This is a genomic window from Halopseudomonas yangmingensis, from assembly GCF_900114825.1.
In the GTDB taxonomy this organism is placed as follows: Bacteria; Pseudomonadota; Gammaproteobacteria; order Pseudomonadales; family Pseudomonadaceae; genus Halopseudomonas; species Halopseudomonas yangmingensis.
The window spans coordinates 1-16,517 of record NZ_FOUI01000022.1 but is presented as its reverse complement, the minus strand read 5'-3'; the positions used below and the strand labels follow the sequence as shown (position 1 = coordinate 16,517).

Annotated in this window: 16 protein-coding genes and 1 pseudogene; 7 read left to right on the top strand and 10 right to left on the bottom strand. The window is 58.9% G+C overall.

Annotation, left to right across the window (positions count from 1 at the left end; translation table 11 throughout):
* Both BMZ23_RS15090 and BMZ23_RS14160 read left to right on the top strand, forming a co-directional pair.
* A partial coding sequence (locus tag BMZ23_RS15090; RefSeq protein WP_218143619.1) for a hypothetical protein occupies nt 1-278 on the top strand: 278 nt, incomplete at its 5' end.
* Nucleotides 278-712 carry a hypothetical protein gene (locus BMZ23_RS14160; protein WP_143069608.1) on the top strand — a complete coding sequence of 145 codons (435 nt, stop codon included), beginning with the start codon at nt 278-280 and terminating at the stop codon, nt 710-712. The genes BMZ23_RS15090 and BMZ23_RS14160, both read left to right, overlap by 1 nt.
* A 553-nt stretch (nt 713-1,265) precedes the next feature.
* Here BMZ23_RS14160 and BMZ23_RS14155 read toward each other — a convergent pair.
* Both BMZ23_RS14155 and BMZ23_RS14150 read right to left on the bottom strand, forming a co-directional pair.
* The gene (locus tag BMZ23_RS14155) at nt 1,266-2,423 is read right to left on the bottom strand and encodes a GGDEF domain-containing protein (RefSeq protein ID WP_093478844.1); all 1,158 of its coding nucleotides are present in this window, start codon (nt 2,421-2,423) and stop codon (nt 1,266-1,268) included.
* Nucleotides 2,424-2,574: 151 nt separating this feature from the next.
* A complete protein-coding gene (locus BMZ23_RS14150; RefSeq protein ID WP_093478841.1) occupies nt 2,575-3,255 on the bottom strand; it encodes a nitroreductase in 681 nt (226 codons plus the stop codon).
* A 188-nt stretch (nt 3,256-3,443) separates the two neighbouring features.
* Between BMZ23_RS14150 and BMZ23_RS14145 the strand changes: the two genes are divergently transcribed.
* On the top strand, nt 3,444-4,241 hold the full coding sequence (locus BMZ23_RS14145; RefSeq protein WP_177197298.1) for a glycerophosphodiester phosphodiesterase: 798 nt from the start codon (nt 3,444-3,446) through the stop codon (nt 4,239-4,241).
* Between the two features lie 22 nt (nt 4,242-4,263).
* On the opposite strand, the gene BMZ23_RS14140 is transcribed toward BMZ23_RS14145, so the two are convergent.
* Both BMZ23_RS14140 and BMZ23_RS15315 read right to left on the bottom strand, forming a co-directional pair.
* Nucleotides 4,264-4,608, bottom strand: coding sequence for a YajD family HNH nuclease (locus BMZ23_RS14140; RefSeq protein WP_093478836.1), 345 nt, complete (start codon nt 4,606-4,608; stop codon nt 4,264-4,266).
* 56 nt (nt 4,609-4,664) lie between these two features.
* The gene (locus BMZ23_RS15315) at nt 4,665-5,297 is read right to left on the bottom strand and encodes a TetR family transcriptional regulator (RefSeq protein WP_093478833.1); all 633 of its coding nucleotides are present in this window, start codon (nt 5,295-5,297) and stop codon (nt 4,665-4,667) included.
* Nucleotides 5,298-5,438: 141 nt separating this feature from the next.
* On the opposite strand from BMZ23_RS15315, the gene BMZ23_RS14130 reads away from it, so the two are divergent.
* The 3 genes from BMZ23_RS14130 to BMZ23_RS15000 are packed head-to-tail and all read left to right on the top strand — an operon-like array spanning nt 5,439 to nt 9,888.
* Complete coding sequence (locus tag BMZ23_RS14130; RefSeq protein ID WP_093478830.1) at nt 5,439-6,560, top strand: efflux RND transporter periplasmic adaptor subunit; 1,122 nt, start codon at nt 5,439-5,441, stop codon at nt 6,558-6,560.
* A gap of 26 nt (nt 6,561-6,586) precedes the next feature.
* Nucleotides 6,587-9,718 carry an efflux RND transporter permease subunit gene (locus tag BMZ23_RS14125; protein WP_093478827.1) on the top strand — a complete coding sequence of 1,044 codons (3,132 nt, stop codon included), beginning with the start codon at nt 6,587-6,589 and terminating at the stop codon, nt 9,716-9,718.
* Nucleotides 9,715-9,888, top strand: a complete 174-nt coding sequence (locus tag BMZ23_RS15000; protein WP_177197297.1) for a hypothetical protein — start codon at nt 9,715-9,717, stop codon at nt 9,886-9,888. Before BMZ23_RS14125 ends, BMZ23_RS15000 begins: the two co-directional genes overlap by 4 nt.
* Before the next feature lie 15 nt (nt 9,889-9,903).
* Here the strand turns inward: BMZ23_RS15000 and BMZ23_RS14120 are convergent, their stop codons facing one another.
* The 4 genes from BMZ23_RS14120 to rimO all read right to left on the bottom strand — a co-directional run bounded on the left by BMZ23_RS14120 (nt 9,904) and on the right by rimO (nt 13,722).
* Nucleotides 9,904-10,590 carry a spermidine synthase gene (locus BMZ23_RS14120; RefSeq protein ID WP_093478824.1) on the bottom strand — a complete coding sequence of 229 codons (687 nt, stop codon included), beginning with the start codon at nt 10,588-10,590 and terminating at the stop codon, nt 9,904-9,906.
* A gap of 41 nt (nt 10,591-10,631) precedes the next feature.
* A complete protein-coding gene (locus BMZ23_RS14115) occupies nt 10,632-11,648 on the bottom strand; it encodes a DUF2235 domain-containing protein (protein WP_093478821.1) in 1,017 nt (338 codons plus the stop codon).
* Between the two features lie 155 nt (nt 11,649-11,803).
* Nucleotides 11,804-12,292, bottom strand: a complete 489-nt coding sequence (locus BMZ23_RS14110) for an ankyrin repeat domain-containing protein (RefSeq protein WP_093478818.1) — start codon at nt 12,290-12,292, stop codon at nt 11,804-11,806.
* Between the two features lie 110 nt (nt 12,293-12,402).
* Complete coding sequence (gene rimO, locus BMZ23_RS14105) at nt 12,403-13,722, bottom strand: 30S ribosomal protein S12 methylthiotransferase RimO (RefSeq protein WP_093478815.1); 1,320 nt, start codon at nt 13,720-13,722, stop codon at nt 12,403-12,405.
* Nucleotides 13,723-13,827: 105 nt separating this feature from the next.
* Between rimO and BMZ23_RS14100 the strand changes: the two genes are divergently transcribed.
* Entirely contained in the window at nt 13,828-14,670 is an 843-nt protein-coding gene (locus tag BMZ23_RS14100; protein WP_093478812.1) for a DUF4344 domain-containing metallopeptidase, read from the top strand.
* Nucleotides 14,671-14,678: 8 nt separating this feature from the next.
* Here BMZ23_RS14100 and BMZ23_RS15215 read toward each other — a convergent pair.
* Together BMZ23_RS15215 and BMZ23_RS14085 are read right to left on the bottom strand one after the other, a co-directional pair.
* Nucleotides 14,679-16,166, bottom strand: a pseudogene (locus BMZ23_RS15215) (sensor domain-containing protein).
* 129 nt (nt 16,167-16,295) lie between these two features.
* On the bottom strand, nt 16,296-16,517 hold a 222-nt coding region (locus BMZ23_RS14085), incomplete at its 5' end, for a transposase (protein WP_143069605.1).

Below are 16,517 nucleotides of genomic sequence, written 5' to 3'. Positions count from 1 at the left end.
AGAAGCTGAGGCAAACTTCTACCAGCAACACACCGGTCAGGCCATGGCTGCCTGACTTAAACGAAATGGCCTCCATAAAACCCGGTGTGATTCAGGCACTATTCGTCGGCGCTTCTTACGCCTTTGTTGGGTTCGGGTTTGGCTATTCGGCGGTACAGCTCGGAGATGCTCACTCTATAGGTGGAGGATGGCAAATCGGATGGGATGTTTCAGTTTCAGGTGGGGCAGGTATATCTACTTTTACAAATGTAAGTTGGGAAAGCTGCTGTGAGGGATGATGAAGAAAATATTGTTGTACTCATTTTTGATTGGAACAATCTTGTCCGGTATTTTATATGAAATAGTGAGCGGGGCTCCTGAGGACTATCCCGAGGTCGAGAGGATTGCTATAGCTTTCGGGTTCATCTGCTTGGTTTCTATTTTTGGGGTTTTTCACTCAGTGGTGCTGATGAGAGCCGAAAAATTAAAGACTAAACCCTCACTTAAAGCCAATTTCGCAATCAGTGCTTTTGTAGCGATGGTGGCCGTTATATTCTTGTCTTTAATAGCAATGCTGATTCTTGATCGTGAAGTGTTTTTTAGGTTGGTTCTTGAAAATGAATACATTGGGTTGGCGTTTCTGGCTGGTTTTATTTCTGCCTATTATTCGAGAACCCGATTAGCGGTTAATAGTGCAGTAGGGGCAGACACATGCAAAGAAAAGTCAGTTTGAATTGACCGTGCGGACTGGTCTTTGCTAGCGGAGGGTGTTTCGCGCCGATCCTTCGGAGGGTCGGCGTTAATGAGCTACTGTTTCCAGGAATGTTCGGTTTTCAGGACGAGCCTGAGCCTGCCCGTGTGTGCTTCAGCATCAGAGTCGGGTATTTGGGGTAGGGTGTGCGGGGTCAGGCTGCCGTTCGTCGCCGGTCAACTAAATATGGGACAGGAACCGCTAAAGAATTCAACTTTTCTGTAAGCAAAGACCTGCTTGATGTACCGGAAGGGATGCTTCACCTTGGCTCGAATGCTGGCTTTTATTTTCTCAGCTTTCAGGTCGTTGTCATTCAGTTTCTTCCGTGTGCCGGGTCGCTTGGACTATCTACGTGATCCTGTGTACGGTGTTTCAGGCAGTGATGGTTTCGGCAGATACTTCATGCGTCAGGTCATGCCCGATGGCCGTATCCTGAGCAGGGAACTCACAAGCTGGAAGGACTGCGTGGAGAGTGATCCGATAGAGCCATTAGGTTCAACAGAGCTAAATGATTGATAGAACCGGATTCAAGCTCTTAGGGTACCCATGTCTCGGCCAATCGCAACAGATTGCGCCCGGACTGCTTGGCCAGATACAGCGCCGCATCGGCACGGCCGAGCAAGCTGGTGCCGGTATCCTGGCTGCCGGGGATGCCACAAAAGACGCCGACACTGAAACTCTGATTGATTGGCTGGCCCTCGAACAGGGTGGGTGAGCTGGCGATATGGCTGCGCAGATCGTCCAGGGCAATGGTTGCGCCTTCAGTGCTGGTGTCGGGCAGCAACAGCAGAAACTCCTCACCGCCATAGCGTCCAAGACTGTCGGAGTGGCGCAGGCGCGCCTTCATCAGGCGTGCGCAGTGCTGCAGTACGGCGTCACCTGCCAGGTGGCCATGGGTATCGTTGATCTTCTTGAAGTAGTCGATATCAATGATGGCAACGGCCAGCATGCTGCGATTGCGCCGTGCACGTTCGATCTCGCGTTCCAGCTGTTCCATGATCGCCCGGCGGTTTGGCAGCTCAGTCAGCGGATCGTGCAGGGCCATATGCTTGAGAATGCCTTCGATGCGTTCCTTGGACATCAGCACCAGCCCCAGCGTGATCATCATCACGGTGACGGTGCCAATGCTCAGGGAAATGGTCTGGCGCAGGTTGCTGACGTCGTAACGCATTTCCTCGGCCATGCCGCTGAGGATAGCCACCACGCGGATCAGGATACCGAATACGCTGACGCCGGCGCCGATCATCACCAGTAAATGGGCGCGGCCACCGGGTATGCGGTTGGCGCGTGCCCACCAGATAATCAGCAGACACTGGGCTATCAGTACCGCGCAGGCGGCCAGCATGCGCGGTTCGCGGGTTTCCAGCAGCAGGGCCATCAGCAGGCCCATGCTGATCGGGCCGCAGATGATCAGGCGCCAGGGCACCGGGCGCTGGTTGATGCGAAAGAGGCTGGCGGAGTAGAACGCCAGCGCCAGCGACAGCAGGGTGTTGGCCAGGCTGTAGGTGAGCCAGAGCGGGGCATTGCCATGCTGCATGAAGCAGGCATAGGTCAGGGCGTAGGCGAGCAGGCCGGCGCCAACGGTCGACAAACCGTCGCGCTGGTCAAAACGCCCGACCACCAGCAGACAGAAGGCCATGATAAAGGCCACCCAGGCCACCGATGCAAATATGGTCGGGGAGTGGGCGATCATTGCTTGGGCTTCCGTGGCAACACGACAGACATCGACGAGGTCCCTTCCTGGGTTGTTGTTTACTCGCTGTCAGTAAATAGGCTGGCCGGCTTTTAGGCAAGGGGCTGGCCGTCGACATCAGTGCATCGGGATGACGGCGGCCGCAGCGATTTCAGTCCTTGTCAAAGCCGACAAAGCGCGCCACCTCGGCCACCGGACGACGTCTGGATACCACCGCATTGGCCGGGAAACTCTGATCCGGGTAGCCCATGGCCACGCAGATCATGATTACCTGGTCATCGGGGATGCCGGCATGCTGGCGCACCACCGCCGAGTGCATGATGCCCTGGCTGTTCACTACGCAACCGAGGCCGCGTGACCAGGCGGCATTCACCAGGCCGTTAACCAGCGCGCCACAGTCGAAGGTGGCGATGTCGCCATCCTGCAGGATACGGTCGTAGGTCACCACTATGGATACCGGTGCATCGAACTGGCGGAAGCCACGCAGAATCCAGTCCTGGCGCTTCTCCTTGTCATCACGGGCAATCCCCATGGCTTCGAACAGCTGCACCGCAATCTCGACCTGACGCTGGCGGTGCGGACCTTCGTAGGCGTCGCTGCCGCGCACCTCCTTTTGCGGTGGCACGCCCTTGAGCATGCGCTCAGTGTTGTCCGCACGGATACGGTCAAGCGGTTCGCCGGTCAGCACATGCAGGTGCCAGGGCTGGGTATTCATTGAGGAGGGCGCGCGAATCGCCAGTTCGATGACCTCCTCAAGCACCTTGCGCGGCACTGGCCGCTGTTCAAAGGCCCGAATGCTGCGACGCCCGAAAATCACCTCATCGTAATTCACCCTGACCTCCGTCAATGCCCGGTTGCAAAATGCTGGCGCGTGCCATGCAGGCTGCACCTTACTGCAGAACAGAGCAGGATCGAGAAAAACCTGTGCGCTGAATGCCGGCTTATCAGTTTTCTGAAGAAATGGCACCGGTTGAGCGGGTGCTTTATTCTGAACGCAACTGCCCCGCCAGAAAGATGCCCATGCCCATCACCGACCACCTCAACACCCTGGCCAACCGTCTCTGGTCCCTGTCTCCCCAGGGCGTCAAGCCTGCTGACAGCTCCAGGATTGGTCTTGTCGCACACCGTGGTGCGCACGGCATGGGGCCTCGCGGCCTGGTGCTGGAAAACACCCTGGAGGCCTTTGAGTTGTGCCTGCAACTGGGTGTCTGGGGCGCCGAGATGGATATCCAGCTGACCTGCGATGGCGAGCCGGTGGTGCATCATGACGCGCACTGTGGTCGCTTGTTCCGGCGGCCGGATATTGTTATTGCCGAGACGCGGTTTGCTGATCTGCGTGCGGCAGTTCCACAGATTCCGCACCTGGATGAGGTGTTGCAGCTGAATGCCGGACGCATGCACCTGATGCTGGAGGTCAAGCAGTCATGGCGCGAGCACGCCAGCCTGCCGCAGCACATCACGGCCTGGCTAAAGTCGCTGACGCCGGGTGATGACTACCATTTGCTGAGTCTGGTGCCGGATCATCTGGAGGGTTTTCGCGATATTCCGAAGTCGGCCTTTGTCGATGTGGCCGAGGCCAATACCGGATCCATCCTGCAGCAAAATCTGGCGCTAGGCCATGGGGCGGTGGCTGGCTCCTTTGCCCTGATCGGGGCCGGGGTGCTACAGCGCCTGCGCGAAGAAGGGCGGCAGGTGGGCACCGGGCTGGTGGATAACAGCCGGGTGCTGAATCGTGAGGTACATCGCGGGGTGGACTGGGTGTTTACCGATCACATCCTGACGTTGCATGCACCAGTCAAAGGTTCCGGCTCCAACTGATCCGGCGATCTATCAGGGCCTGTCAGTCGCTGCTATTTTCCGTCTTGCCCAGCAATGCCGCCAGCCCGCCCAGGGCCTTGTGCGTGGCCTTGTCGGTACGCGGGCTGGCGGTTGAGGATTCGCTGAAGTACTGCTGATCGGTATAGCGCGAGTGTTCGTTATCGTGGCAATACAGGCACAGCAATTCCCAGTTGGAGCCATCTTCCGGATTGTTGTCATGGTTATGGTCGCGATGATGCACCGTCAGTTCGCTGAGCCGCTTGCCGCTGAACTCGCGGCTACAGCGGCCGCATATCCATGGGTACATCTTCAGGGCCTTTTCCCGGTAACCCTGTTCGCGGCTGCTGGCAGTGTTGTGTTTGCTCATCGCGGTTCTCGCTCTGAAGGGGTGCCCTGAGTCTAGCACCGGGAGGGCAGTGTGGTTCAGTTCCGTTGCAGGGCCTGCGTTTGCAGCATGGCCAGGGCGGTGTCAGCCAGTGCCTCGGCGCTCTCTGCCAGGCTGCTGCGCTCCGGCATCAACAACCACTGGTGGATCACTCCGACAATAAACCCCTTGAGTGCAAGGGTGGCGGTAGGCAGGTGCAGGCTGGCTGGCAGTTGCCCCTTGGCGCAGGCATTGCGCAACGCCAGTTCGGTGTGTTCGCTGTGGGTGTTGTAGAGCTGAAGGAGCCGCTGGTTGGTGTCGTTCTGGGCTTCGGTCAGCTCACAGCGGTGGAACATGATTTCATGCATGCGCCGGCTGGAGGCATCCAGCTCCACGCGACGAAAGATCTGCACCAGCAGTTCACGCATGCGGCCCAGCGGGTCCGGTTCGGCGGTGTTGCGGGTAGCTTCGGCAATCTCATCCAGTGGCAGTGTCATGCGCTGCAGCAATACATCTAGCAGCTCGCTTTTGTCGGTAAAGTGCCAATAGATGGCACCGCGCGTCACTCCGGCAGCCTGGGCCACGTCACCCAGCGTGGTGCGTGCTATACCTTTTTGATGAAAACACTGTTCCGCCGCCTCGATTATCTGTTGGCGGGTTTCCTCGGCTTCCTGTTTGGTACGTCGTGCCATGCGGGTTCCAGGGGGGCGGTGGCTGTCTAGAGCTGAACTTTGTGCATGATACGCGGGACAAGTCAATATTTACAAACATTCAGGAATGTATGTAAATTGCTGGTCTGTCATTCTGCCGTTTCTGCTGACCGAGGTCATCCCATGCCCGTGCCATCCTTACGCTGCATTGCTGTGTATGCCGTTCTCTCCGTTGCACTGCTAATGGCCGGTTGCAACAAGCCAGAGCAGGAAATCGCGCCCGTGGAGGCCGCTGTACAGCGGGTAGGAATTATCACCCTGCAATCCGAATCCTGGGAGCAGGTCAGCGAACTGCCTGGCCGCACCACGGCTTTCCGGGTGGCCGAGGTGCGGCCGCAGGTTAGCGGCATCATTCTCAAGCGTATGTTTGAGGAGGGCAGCGAGGTGGAAGCCGGCCAGCAGCTGTACCAGATTGATCCGGCGATCTACCAGGCGAATCTGCAAAATGCCCAAGCCCAGGTATTGTCAAGCCGTTCACTGGCCGAGCGTTACGAGCAGTTGATCAAGCGCCAGGCGATCAGCCGCCAGCAATACGACGAGGCGCGAGCGGCCAGCCTGCAGGCCGATGCGGCGTTGCAGAAGGCGCAGATTGAGCTGCGCTACACCCGAGTGCTGGCACCGATTGAGGGGCGTATCGGCCGCTCGCTGGCCAGCGAAGGGGCGCTAGTGACCAGTGGCCAGGCGGGCGAACTGGCCAGCATCCAGCAGATTGATCCGATTTATGTGGATGTGGTGCGCTCCTCACGCGAGTTGCTGCAACTGCGGAGCGACATGGCCGAGGGTCGCCTGCAGATGGTTGATGCCGAGGCCGCCGAAGTCAGTCTGATACTGGAAGATGGCAGCCGTTATGCACATACGGGCCGGCTGGAGTTCAGTGAGGTCAGCGTTGATCCGGGTACCGGTTCGGTGACCCTGCGTGCGCTGTTTCCTAACCCTGAGCGGCTCTTGCTGCCGGGTATGTTCGTGCGTGCCCAGCTGGTTGCCGGACGCCAGGAACAGGCCATTCTGGCGCCACAGCAGGGCATTACCCGTAATCCGCGCGGACAGCCGGTGGCGCTGGTGGTGAACAGTGATGGTGTGGTTGAGCAGCGGTTGTTGAGGGCCGAACGCACCGATGGCAACCGTTGGCTGGTCAGTGAGGGGCTGGATGTTGGTGATCAACTGATTACCGAGGGTGTGCAGCATGTGCGCCCCGGTGACCCGGTCGAGACTCAACCGGCCCAGAACCTCGACAACACCCACTGACCCATAGCCACGCAGAGGCACACAGCATGTCCAACTTTTTTATTGGCCGTCCGATCTTTGCCTGGGTACTTGCCCTGGTCGTGATGCTGGCCGGTGGCATGGCGGTGCTTGGCCTGCCGGTCAACCAGTATCCGAGCATTGCCGCCCCGGCGGTGGGCATCTCCGCCAGTTATCCGGGCGCCTCGGCACAGACCGTGCAGGACACCGTGGTGCAGGTGATCGAGCAGCAAATGAACGGCATCGATGGCCTGCGCTATATGTCTTCATCGAGCAATGCCGATGGCAGCATGGAGATCAGCCTGACCTTCGAACAGGGCACTGACCCGGATATTGCCCAGGTTCAGGTGCAGAACAAGCTGCAACTGGCCACCCCGTTGTTACCCATGGAGGTACAGCAACAGGGGATTCGGGTGACCAAGTCGGTGGTCAACTTCCTGATGGTGATTGCCCTGGTATCCACCGACGGCAGTCTGGATGATGCTGACCTGGCCGACTATGTCACCTCCAACCTGCAGGATCCGTTGTCGCGTACCCCGGGGGTTGGTGACTTCCAGGTATTCGGTTCGCCCTATGCCATGCGCATCTGGCTGGATCCGGCGCGACTGAACAATTACAGCCTGACCCCGGTGGACGTACGCGCGGCTATTCAGGAGCAGAACGTGCAGGTGGCCGCAGGCCAGCTGGGAGGGTTGCCGTCGGTGGCCGAACAGCAACTGACCGCCACCGTGATCGGCAAGACCCGATTGCAAACCCCGGAACAGTTTCGCGAAATTCTGCTGAAGGTCAATGCCGACGGCTCGCAGGTTCGCCTGGGCGACGTGGCACGAGTGGAGTTGGGTGCGCAGAGCGCCGCCATTACCGCCCAGTACAACGGCATGCCGGCCACCGGTATTGCAGTGAAACTGGCAACCGGCGCCAACGCGCTGGATACGGCCAAGGCAGTCAAGGAAACAATCGACCGGCTGAAGCCGTTCTTCCCGGCCGGGGTCGATGTGTTCTATCCCTACGAAACTGCCCCGGTGGTCTCGGCGTCGATCACTACCGTGGTCTACACGCTGATCGAGGCCGTGGTACTGGTGTTTCTGGTGATGTTCCTGTTCCTGCAGAACTGGCGTGCCACGCTGATCCCGACGCTGGCGATTCCGGTGGTGATTCTCGGCACCTTCGGCGTGATGTCTGTGCTGGGTTTCAGTATCAACGTGCTGACCATGTTTGCCATGGTGCTGGCTATTGGTCTGCTGGTTGACGATGCCATCGTGGTGGTGGAGAACGTCGAACGGGTGATGAGCGAAGAGGGACTGTCGCCGCGGGAGGCGGCGCGCAAGTCGATGGGGCAGATCCAGAGTGCGCTGGTGGGTATCGGCCTGGTGCTGTCGGCGGTATTTGTGCCAATGGCGTTCTTTGCCGGATCCACCGGGGTTATCTATCGGCAATTCTCGATCACTATCGTCTCGGCGATGACCCTCTCGGTGCTGGTAGCGCTGATATTCACGCCGGCACTTTGCGCCACCTTGCTGAAGCCGGTCGAGGCCGGCCATCATCACGCCAAGGGCGGTTTCTTCGGCTGGTTCAACCGTGTCTTCAATCGCGGTGTCAATGGCTATCAGGCGACGGTAGCGGGCATGTTGCGGCACCGGGTGCCGTCGCTGCTGGTGTATCTGGCAATAGCGGCGGTCATGGTGCTGCTGTTCATGCGTCTGCCCACGGCGTTTCTGCCGGACGAGGATCAGGGGGTGCTGTTTGCCCAGGTGCAGGCACCAGTGGGTGCTACCGCGACACGTACCCAGAACAGCCTGGACGAGCTGCGCCGGTATCTGCTGGAGGATGAAAGCGAATCGGTCAGCTCGGTGTTTACCGTCAACGGCTTCAATTTTGCCGGCAGCGGGCAGAACTCCGGTATCGCCTTTATTGCGTTGAAGCCCTGGGAAGAACGTCCGCTGGCCGAGCACAGTGTATTTGCCCTGGCCCAGCGTGCCGGAGCGCGTCTGGCGCAGATGCTTGATGCTCAGGCCTTTGCCTTTGCCCCGCCAGCGGTAATGGAATTGGGTAATGCCGGTGGCTTCAACCTGTATCTGCAGGACAACGCCGGTGTTGGCCACGAGGTCCTGATGAACGCCCGCAACCAGTTCCTCGGGATGGCCAACCAGCACCCGGCACTGATGGCGGTGCGCCCCAACGGGCTGGATGATGAACCGCAATACCAATTGCTGATTGATGACGAAAAGGCCCGGGTACTTGGCGTCAGCTTGAGCGATATCAACAGCACCCTGTCGATCGCCTGGGGCTCCGGTTACGTCAACGACTTTATCGACCGCGGACGGGTCAAGAAGGTGTTCATGCAGGGCGAAGCGGCGTCACGGATGAATCCGGAGGACTTCGACAAGTGGTTTGTGCGCAACCGTGACGGCAACATGGTGCCGTTCAGTGTCTTCAGCCGTGGTGAGTGGGTCTATGGACCACCAAAACTGGCCCGCTACAACGGGGTGCCAGCGATGGAAATCCAGGGCATGGCCGCACCTGGCTACAGCAGTGGTGATGCCATGGCCGCTGTCGAGGAACTGGTCGCCCAACTGCCGCCCGGCGTGGGCTTTAGCTGGACAGGACTGTCGCTTGAGGAGCAACTGTCAGGCAACCAGGCGCCGGCACTCTATGCCTTGTCGCTGATTATTGTGTTTCTCTGCCTGGCTGCCCTGTATGAAAGTTGGTCGATCCCGTTGGCGGTGATGCTGGTGGTGCCGCTGGGTATCATCGGCGCGGTCCTTGCGACCATGGGCCGCGGCCTGTCCAATGACGTGTTTTTCCAGGTCGGTCTGCTGACCACCATTGGCCTGACTGCGCGTAATGCCATTCTGATCGTCGAGTTTGCCCGCAGCCTGTATCAACAGGGCCACGGATTGGTCGAGGCAACCCTGGAAGCCTGCCGCATGCGCCTGCGCCCGGTGATCATGACCTCGCTGGCATTCAGCATGGGTGTGTTGCCGCTAGCGATTGCCAATGGTGCCGGTGCGGGCAGCGCCCACTCGATCGGCACCGGGCTGCTCGGTGGCATGGCCGCGGCCACCGTGCTGGTGATTTTCTGGGTGCCGGTGTTCTTTGTGCTGGTCAGCAGTCTGTTCGGGGTTGGTGAAAAGCCGGCAGACGGGGAGGCCGGCCAATGATGGAGCATGCGCACTTCTGGCCGACACTTGGCGTCTTTGTACTCGGTTTGCTGTTGCTTGGCAGTGGCTTTGCCCGGCGCAATCATGCACACGGCGTGCTGCTGCTGTGGCTGGGCACGCTGTGCATGCTCAGCCTGATCTTCAGTCATATATTGCTGCGGGTGAGTTGATAACTGGCGCGGATTTCAGCGGATTTTCAGTTGGCAGATCCAGATGGTATGCCGGGGGCCGCGGTTGCCGTGGGCGTAAACCTGCACTTCCTCGGCCTTGAATCCGACCTGGGCAAGGCGTTGGGAAAACTGGCGGTCGGCACTGGCTGACCAGACCGCCAGCACGCCACCCGGGCGCAGGGCGCGGGCACAGGCGGCAAGCCCCTCCAGCGCGTAGAGTCGGGTATTGGCGCTATGGGTAAGGCCCTCAGGACCGTTGTCGACGTCGAGCATGATGGCGTCATAGGCATTCGGCTGGTTCTGCAACAGTTCAATCACGTCGACATTCAGTACGCTGGCTCGCGGGTCCTGCAGCGGGCGACCGGATTTGGCACCGAGTGGACCACGGTTCCATTCGATGACACCGGGCACCAGTTCCGCCACCTGCACCTCGGCATCGTCTGCCAGATGCCTGAGTGCCGAGGCCAGGGTAAAGCCCATGCCCAGACCGCCAATCAGCACGCGGGCGCCAGTCCTTGCAGCAATCCGCTTGCAGGGGATCTCGGCCAGCGCATCCTCCGAGCCGTGCATGCGGGTATTCATCAATTGCCCACCCTTGCCGCCCTCCAGCTTGATGACGAAGTCGTCGCCGTATTCAAACAGACAGAGAGCGCCGCCGTTGTTGGGAATCGGCGCGGTATCGAGCAGGATGAAGCGTTTCATGGGCATCTCGGCTAAGGGAAGGGCGCCAGTATGCCAGATGCTTAATCCACCAGGGTCAGCCGCTGCCAATCATTGCTGTGGGATTTCAGCAGCTGTTTCAACGGCTTGCTGTCGTATTTGACGGCATTGTCCTGCCAGCGCCGTTGCACGCTGCGGTGCAGTACCTGTTCCGGCTGACGTGGCTGGGAGCGGCGCATCACCCGATAGAAGCCCTTGTATTCGTTGTGTTGCGCGGCCCGATGATCCGGCTGCAGCTGGGCATACAGGTGTGTGGCGAAGCGCAGCCCGCAGGTTTCGGCCTCGCGGCACATCCACAAACCGGCATGATCGCCCAGGGCATGGTCGGCGTAGCCACCACCAATATCGGTGTGTACGCCGGCAAACCATACCTGCTTGAGGTCGATGCCGGGTTTCAGGGTCCACAGCGCCGGTTCGAAATCCTGACGCATTTCGTCGATGGCTACCGCATGCCGGGCATGGCGGATGATGCTGCTGGGTTCGGTATCGTGGAACAGGTAACGGGCGGTACCCAGGGTGCCGAGGAAGGGCGCGGGAATCCCCAGTGCGCCAACCGTATCGAATACGCCAATAAACTCGATCGGGGTGATGTCGGCCACCGCATATTGCAGACGGAACAGCCGCGCCTTGTCCTGCGAGGGCGAGGAGGCCGGGCCGCGGGCCCGGTAGAGTTCATAGGCGGCGGATACCTGATCGGCATGCTCACGCCGCAATATGCCGCAATTGCGGATCAGGCCGCCGAGCGAACGCACCGTGTAGGCCCCGCGACTGAAGCCAAACAGATAGATCAGGTCACCGTCATCGTAGTTGTGCACGATAAACCGGTAGCAATCCATGATGTTCTTGTCGATGCCGTTACCGGTCAGGCCGCCACTGAGGCGGTCACCTTCGCTGCCTACGCCCCAGTCGTAATAGACAACCTGAGCATTGCCCTGGGCATCCTCGGCCTCCAGGCCCTGGGCGATACGCAGAATGTGGGTGGGATTGTCACTCTCCGGGGACTGCCAGGTGCCATCGGCACAGATGACGATGCGTTTCATGCTGAACTCCCTGTGTGGCGCTGGAGTACAACTGCGGCCGTGGCCTGCACTCGTGGCGGATCTGAACCGCACGGCGCCCGCACGGGCATCGGTTCCCTTGATCAGCAGTTATAGCAGCATTACCCGTAATCGGGCAGTCCGCAGTCGGGCTGGCGTCAGCGCGCAGCCTGGTGCGCCGCGAGCAGGGCGATAATCTCGCGGATACGGGTTTCACCCTTGCTGTCTGCGGCCATCAGCTCGGCAAAGGCATAGGCATCCAGTTGGTCAATCGGCCGGCCCGGTGCCTGGATGCGCACCTTGGGGTCTGCGCCCATGTTCAGGTACAGCTCCACCAGTTCGGGCAGGTCGTACATGATGGCTGCATGCAGGGGGGTGAGTCCGGCGGCATCAGGTTCGTCAATCGGGCAGCCGGCTTCGATGACCTTGCTGATGGTGGCCAGAGTGGCGAACTGGTCGAGGCTGGTGTCCTTGAAGGCGCTGGTCATCAATGACAGGGTAGGGCTGGTGATGAATCCGTTGCTCAGGTTGCAGGCGTGTTCATCGTCGGGTTGCAGGTCGATGTACTTGCGTTCATCGTCGCTGGCAAGCGCATGCCCGGCAAACAGGGTAACAAGCAAAAAACTGGTGGTAAGGCGAAGGGGCATTGGCAAATCTCCGGCAGGCTGTTAGCTCGGAGTCTAGCAATGCCACGCGGAAACCGACCTGTTCCAGATCAAGTCGGCCGCCGTTGGCGTGCGATGGGTTGTCGCAGGTATCAGACCAGCTCAGCCCAGAGGTCGTATTCGTCGGCGTCGGTAACCCGAACCATGATGATATCTCCAGGGTTCAGCGGCTGGTCGGTGTCTATGTAGACATTGCCGTCAATTTCCGGGGCGTCAGCCATGCTCCGGCCAATCGGGCCTTCCTCATCCACTTCGTCAATCAGCACAGCAATGGTCTTGCCGATCTTCTGCTCCAGGCGGGCAGCGCTGATGGCCTGCTGGTGCGCCATAAAGCGGTCCCAGCGCGCCTGCTTGATCTCGTCCGGCACCGGCTCCAGACCCAGGCCGTTGGCCGGAGCACCGTCCACCGGTGAATACTGGAAGCAGCCCACCCGATCCAGCTGGGCTTCCGTCAGCCAGTCGAGCAGGTACTGGAAGTCCTCTTCGGTCTCGCCGGGGAAGCCGACGATAAAGGTCGAGCGGATGGTCAGCTCCGGGCATTGTTCACGCCAGCGTTTGATCCGCTCAAGGGTCTTGTCCTCAAAGGCCGGGCGTTTCATCGCCTTGAGTATCTTGGGGCTGGCATGCTGGAAGGGAATATCCAGGTACGGCAGTATCTTGCCGGCGGCCATCAGCGGAATCAGTTCATCGACGTGCGGGTAGGGGTAGACGTAATGCAGTCGTACCCAGACGCCCAGCTCGGCCATGGCCTCACACATTTCGGTCAGCCGTGACTTCACCGGACGGCCATTCCAGAAGCCGGTACGGTACTTGATGTCGACGCCGTAGGCGCTGGTGTCCTGGGAGATCACCAGCAGTTCCTTGACCCCGGACTTGACCAGTCGCTCGGCTTCACCCAGCACGTCACCCACCGGACGGCTGACCAGCTTGCCGCGCATCGAGGGGATAATGCAGAAGCTGCAGCTGTGATTGCAGCCCTCGGATATCTTCAGGTAGGCATAGTGGCGCGGGGTCAGCTTGATGCCCTGCGGCGGCACCAGATCAACCAGCGGATTGTGGTCGGCCTTGGGCGGCACCACCTCATGCACAGCATTCACTACCTGTTCGTACTGCTGCGGCCCGGTTACCGCCAGCACGCTGGGGTGCACATCACGAATCGCGCTTTCTTCCACGCCCATGCAGCCGGTGACGATCACCCGGCCGTTTTCGGCAATCGCCTCGCCAATCGCGTCCAGTGACTCGGCCTTGGCCGCATCGATAAAGCCGCAGGTGTTGACCACCACCACGTCGGCATCCTCGTAGGTCGGCACCACGTCATAGCCTTCGGTACGCAGCTGGGTCAGAATACGCTCGGAGTCGACCAGCGCCTTGGGGCAGCCAAGCGAAATGAATCCGACTTTGGGGTTGGACATGCGGTACCTCGTGGTGGCCTGAGCCTGGGCGGAAAAAAGGGGCGTATTTTACCGATGCTCGGAAGCTGCTGCCAGTGCTACCCATCGCCGAACCGGGAGAATTTGATGCGATCCATAATATGGACTCTGATTTTGCTATCGCTGACATCAGGTACCGCCCGTGCCGAGCTGCCCGACTGGGCGTTGCAGGCTGACGAGCTGGGCTTCGTTACCGCCAATGCCGAATTCACTCTGCTGCACGAAATGGGGCATTTGCTGATTCATGAATTGCAACTACCGGTTTTGGGGCGCGAGGAAGATGCCGCTGACCAGCTGGGGCTGGTGGGGCTGTTTTTGCTGCATGATGAGCATGAGCGTGAAGGTTTTCAGCAGAAGCTGCTGGATATCGCCGACTACTGGCACCTGCAATCACTGCATGCAAGCCAGATGGATGAATCAATCCAGGCGCGGGATAGCCACTCGCTGGATGAGCAGCGTTTTTATAATATCGCCTGTCTGGCATACGGTAGTGCACCAGAGCAAATGGAGTGGGTTTTAACGGTCACCGGTCTGCCCTATGAACGTGCTTTTTATTGCGACCAGGAATACCAACAGGTGGTGCATGCTGTGAACTGGTTGACCCGGCACTTTACTGCTACTGATCACGCCGCACACCACAAAATCAGCGTGCACTATGGCGAGCCTCCCGTACAGCTGATGGATGGCCATGAGTTGCGTGAGCGAATTCGTCAGTCGGGTATTCTGGAATCGGTGGCAGAGCGTGCCTCGACCCGTTTCGCCCTGCACAGACCCGTCCAACTGCAGCTGGCAAGTTGCGGCGCAGCTGATGCCTGGTACAACCACCTGCATGCCGAGCTGACGCTTTGCTACGAGCTGATCGGGCATTACCGCCAGCTCTTTGGCCAGCTTGCAGACTTACGCCAACAGCGGACAGCGCGTCACCCCTGATTATTCTGTTATGCCTCTGGTCGTGTTCTGGCAAGGGCGGGCTGTCGGGCCTGAACCTGTTGCAGCCAGTATTCTGCAGGAGCCGGGCGACCAAACAGGTAGCCTTGAAAAAGGCTACAGCCAAGAGCCAAAAGCCTTTCATGCTGAGCTCCTGTTTCCACGCCTTCCGCAATAACGCTGAGTTCCATACTGCCACCTAGGGCAATAATGCTGCGCACTATGGCCTCGTCGCTGGGGTCATCAAGCAGGTCACGCACAAAGGACTGGTCAATTTTTACCTGGTCCAGCGGTAAGCGTTTCAGATAGCTGAGCGAGGCGTAACCGGTGCCAAAGTCGTCCAGCGATACGCTGATACCATGCTGGCGCAATTCCCGCAGGCGGCGAATGGTGTTATCCAGATCATCAATCAGAAGGCTTTCAGTAATTTCAAGTTCCAGACGCGCGGCCTCAACGCCATGGTCATGGAGGCACTGAAGCAGGGTTTCAACAAATTGTGCATGGCGGAACTGTCGTGAGCTTATGTTGACTGCCAGCCTGATATGTCCGAGAGGGTGTCCATGTGACCACTCGGCAAGCTGACGACAGGCCTACTGCAGCACCCAGTTACCCAACGGGAGAATGAGCCCGGAATTTTCAGCCAGCGGAATGAACTCGGCCGGCGAGATAAATCCTTCATCCGGATGTTTCCAGCGCAGCAAGACCTCCATGCTGCAAATATCACCCTGTGCATTCACCTGGGGCTGCAGATACAACTGCAGCTGCTGTGTCTGAATAGCCTGACGCAGGGCAGTCTCAAGAGCGGCCCGGCGGTTGGCTTCGGCCTGCATGTCGGGATTGAAAAACCGTATTCCTCCGCGCTCATGATTTTTAGCATCGACCATTGCCAGATCAGCGCGCTTGAGCAGTTCCTCGGCTGTGCCGTCGCCCTCAGAAAGCATCACCAGCCCCATGCTGGCACTGCATATGCAACGACCGTCACGCAAGCTGTAAGGGACAGCCAGGCTATCGAGCAGTTGCGCAGCAATGCGCTGCACATGTTGCAGGTTGGCATCAAGGGCATGACTGAGGCGGTCTATCAGCAGTCGGCGGTTGGGCAGAGCGGTCAGGGGGTCATAAAAAGACAGTTGATGTGCTTTATGCTGCATCTTTCTCAAGTCACTGATATTACCTGAAATTCCGCAAATAGCATAGGTATTTCCCTGAGGGTCATGCAGTGGTAGCTTGTTGGTAAGAAAGCTGAGTTGTTCGCCTGTTTTCGCAAGCGTCACCTGTTCTTCCTGTGAAAAGCGTTCTCCCTGCTCAAGCACCATCAGGTCGATTGACCTTAAGCGCCCGGCTGTTTCGTCGTCGAATAGCTGGCCGTCATCACATCCCAGCAACTCGTCCTGTGTCCGCCCCAGAAGGGTGCAGAGCTTTTGGTTTACATAGCTGTAACGCAGATCCGTATTCTTGATAAAGATACAGGCATCCACACCGTTAAGGAATCGCTGATCAATTCAGATTGGCGCGGTTCCAGCGCCAATCGACGGTATTTTTGATGCAGCCAACCTGCTCTCGGCGACATTGCTCCGCAAATCGCCTTCAACTCTGGCCATTTCGGCTTATTTTCACCCTATTACAGGGGTTCAAGACGCAATAACCCCATCAGTCGTTGCATAACACCTCTTTGCCAATACCAGGTTGGCCAGTGCAAACAGGCTGAACAGCTGGGCCTGATTCTTCTCCATGCCCCGGTAGCGTACCTTGCGGTGGCCAAACAGATTCTTGATCACATGGAACGGGTGTTCCACCTTGGCGCGGATGCTCGCCTTGCAGTGCTCAATGCGTTGCATGATCTGCTTCTCCGG